The sequence below is a fragment of the Pseudomonas sp. genome, from assembly GCF_049645325.1.
In the GTDB taxonomy this organism is placed as follows: domain Bacteria; phylum Pseudomonadota; class Gammaproteobacteria; order Pseudomonadales; family Pseudomonadaceae; genus Aquipseudomonas.
In genome coordinates this window covers 1-3,140 of record NZ_JBARTQ010000020.1, presented here as the reverse complement: position 1 = coordinate 3,140, position 3,140 = coordinate 1, and the positions used below count along the sequence as shown (strand labels likewise).

Sequence of the window (3,140 nt, the reverse complement as noted above, 5' to 3'; positions counted from 1 at the left end):
ACTGTGGGAGCGGGCTTGCTCGCGAAAGCGGTCTATCAGCTACCTGATGCATGACTGAGCCACCGCATTCGCGAGCAAGCCCGCTCCCACATTTGGATCTCACCACATTCGAGATCGTGTTCTGCGTTACTGAGCTTTACAGCCACGCCCAATCAAATCGTCGGTGGCGACCCAGTAAATCAGGCCTTCCTCACCTTTTTGGTGAAACGCCAGCTGGTCGTTGCTGTACAGCACGCCCGAGGCGGCAACCTCCTGTTTAAGGCGGTACACCTGGTCGGCACCGCCGAGGCGTACATCCACCTCGTTGCGGGCCGCATTGGCAAAGCGCCAGTTGACCTCGGCCTTGCTGTCGCAGGTCCAGGTGGTCCACTTGTCGGCAGGCTCTGCCTTGTTGCTGAACATGTTCATGCTGCTGCAGCCGGCCAACAAGGCCAGTGCTGCCAGGGCGAAAACGCCTTTCATTGCCAGTCCTCGAACGACGACCCGAGGGCCGCCACTGCTGTCGGTTAGTTGATCAGACCCATCAAGGGCAACCCTGTTCCTGACCGTTGGGCGCGGTGTCGTATTTCTCCAGCCGCTCGTTGCCGATGCGCTTGTTGATCACCGGCATGGTCTCGGCTTGCCAGTCAGCCTGGTAGCAGCTTTTTTTCTGCGCAGGCCCGGGCTTTTCAGCCTCGGGCACCGCACTTGGCGTGCTGCCGCAGCCGGCCAACAGGCCCGCCGCGATCACCAGTGCCAACGACTTGATCATGGGAATGCTCCTTTTCCTGATCGTGAGCCTCAGCCCCTGGCCCGGCTTTCCAACACTTCAACGGCCGGCAGGACTTTGCCCTCGACGAATTCAAGGAATGCGCCGCCACCGGTAGAAATGTAGGAGATCTGGTCAGCAACGCCATATTTATCGATGGCCGCCAGGGTGTCGCCGCCGCCGGCGATGGAGAAAGCCGAGCTTTCAGCGATAGCGTGGGCCAGCACTTTGGTGCCGTTGCCGAACTGGTCGAACTCGAACACGCCAACCGGGCCGTTCCACAGGATGGTCTTGGACGACTTCAGCAGTTCGGCGAAATTGGCAGCCGTTTGCGGGCCGATATCCAGAATCATGTCGTCGTCGGCCACGTCGGCGATCAGCTTGACGGTGGCTTCGGCGTTTTCGGCAAATGCCTTGGCGACGACCACGTCCACCGGCAACGGCACGCTGACCTTGGCGGCGATGGCGCGGGCGGTGTCGAGCAGGTCCGGCTCGTACAGGGACTTGCCCACCGGGTGCCCGGCTGCGGCCAGGAAGGTGTTGGCAATGCCGCCGCCGACGATCAACTGGTTGCAGATGGTGCTGAGGCTGTTGAGCACGTCCAGCTTGGTGGAGACTTTGGAGCCGGCAACGATGGCAGCCATCGGTTGCGCCGGAGCGCCCAGGGCCTTGCCCAGTGCATCCAGTTCAGCGGCCAGCAATGGGCCGGCTGCGGCGATTTTGGCGAACTTGGCCACGCCGTGGGTCGAGCCTTCGGCGCGGTGAGCGGTGCCGAACGCGTCCATCACGAACACGTCGCACAAGGCGGCGTATTGTTGGGCCAGTTCGTCGCTGTTCTTTTTCTCGCCCTTGTTGAAGCGCACGTTTTCGAACAGCACGATTTCGCCAGGCTTCACGTCAACGCCACCCAGGTAGTCGGCCACCAGCGGCACGTCGCGGCCCAGGGCCTTGCTCAAGTACTCGGCTACCGGCTTGAGGCTGTTTTCGGCGCTGAACTCACCTTCGGTCGGGCGCCCCAGGTGGGAGCAGACCATGACGGCCGCGCCTTTTTCCAGGGCCAGCTTGATGGTCGGCAGCGAGGCCAGGATTCGCGCATCGCTGGTGACAACACCGTCCTTGACTGGGACGTTGAGGTCTTCGCGAATCAGTACGCGCTTACCTTGCAGATCGAGGTCGGTCATCTTCAACACGGTCATGGGTCGCAGTTCCTGAATTACTGTTGAGGTTGTTTAGAGGCGATGTGCAAATAGTGCTCTGCCACGTCCAGCATGCGATTGGCAAAGCCCCATTCGTTGTCGAACCAGGCCAGGATGTTCACCAGCCTGGGGCCGGAAACGCGGGTCTGGCTGGCATCGACAATCGCCGAATGCGGGTCGTGGTTGAAATCACAACTGGCGTGCGGCAACTCGGTGTAGGCCAACAGGCCTTTGAGCGGGCCGCTGGTGGCGGCGTCGCGCAGAATCCGGTTGACCTCCGTCGCATCGGTGTCGCTGACGGTTTGCATGGTGATGTCCAGGCAGGACACGTTCACCGTCGGCACCCGTACGGCTTTGGCCTGGATTCGCCCGGCAAGTTCCGGCAACAGTCGCTCGATGCCACGCGCCAGGCCGGTAGACACCGGAATCACTGACTGGAAGGCCGAGCGCGTGCGGCGCAGGTCTTCGTGGTGGTAGGCATCGATCACTGGCTGGTCATTCATCGCCGAGTGAATCGTGGTGATCGACACATAATCCAGGCCGATCGCCTGATCCAGCAAGCGCAACAGCGGCACGCTGCAGTTGGTAGTGCAGGAGGCGTTGGACACCAGCAGTTCATTGCCGGTCAGGCAATCCTGGTTGATGCCGTAGACGATGGTGGCGTCGACATCCGCCTCGCTGGCCATCGGCTGGGAAAACAGCACACGGGGCGCGCCGGCGTCGAGAAAACGCTGGCCATCGGCACGGGTGTGATAGACACCGGAACATTCCAGCACCAGGTCGACGCCCAGTGCTTTCCAGTCGATGCCTTCGGGGGTGGCACTGCGCAAGACCTGCACGCAGTTGCCATTGATATGCAGACAATCGTCCTCAACCCGCACTTCGCCGGGGAACCGGCCGTGGGTGGAGTCAAAGCGTGTCAGGTATTCGATGCTGGCCATGTCGGCCAAATCGTTGATCGCGACAATTTCAAACCCTGCCGCCGCCCCTCGCTCGAACAGAGCACGCAAGACGCAACGACCAATGCGGCCGTAGCCGTTGAGTGCAACTTTGTAGGGACGCGGTTGAGGCATGGGGTTCTCGATTACCTTGGGTAATGGGGTGGCTGTTAGATCGCTTTCGCGAGCAAGCCCGCTCCCACATTTTGACCGCATTCTCATGCTGGAACGCGGTCAAGTGTGGGAGCGGGCTTGCTC

The 3,140-nt window shown here is 61.3% G+C and carries 4 protein-coding genes; all 4 read right to left on the bottom strand.

The features are described from left to right. Window positions 1-126 precede the first annotated feature (126 nt). The 4 genes from WBB95_RS00560 to epd all read right to left on the bottom strand — a co-directional run bounded on the left by WBB95_RS00560 (window position 127) and on the right by epd (window position 3,017). Window positions 127-462 carry an MliC family protein gene (locus WBB95_RS00560; protein ID WP_424485820.1) on the bottom strand — a complete coding sequence of 112 codons (336 nt, stop codon included), beginning with the start codon at window positions 460-462 and terminating at the stop codon, window positions 127-129. A 61-nt stretch (window positions 463-523) separates the two neighbouring features. Next, on the bottom strand, window positions 524-751 hold the full coding sequence (locus tag WBB95_RS00555; RefSeq protein ID WP_424485819.1) for a hypothetical protein: 228 nt from the start codon (window positions 749-751) through the stop codon (window positions 524-526). Between the two features lie 29 nt (window positions 752-780). Then, a complete protein-coding gene (locus WBB95_RS00550) occupies window positions 781-1,944 on the bottom strand; it encodes a phosphoglycerate kinase (RefSeq protein WP_424485818.1) in 1,164 nt (387 codons plus the stop codon). A 17-nt stretch (window positions 1,945-1,961) separates the two neighbouring features. Then, window positions 1,962-3,017 (bottom strand): erythrose-4-phosphate dehydrogenase, encoded by a 1,056-nt coding sequence (epd, locus tag WBB95_RS00545; RefSeq protein ID WP_424485817.1) that lies wholly within the window; start codon window positions 3,015-3,017, stop codon window positions 1,962-1,964. Between the last annotated feature and the right edge of the window lie 123 nt (window positions 3,018-3,140).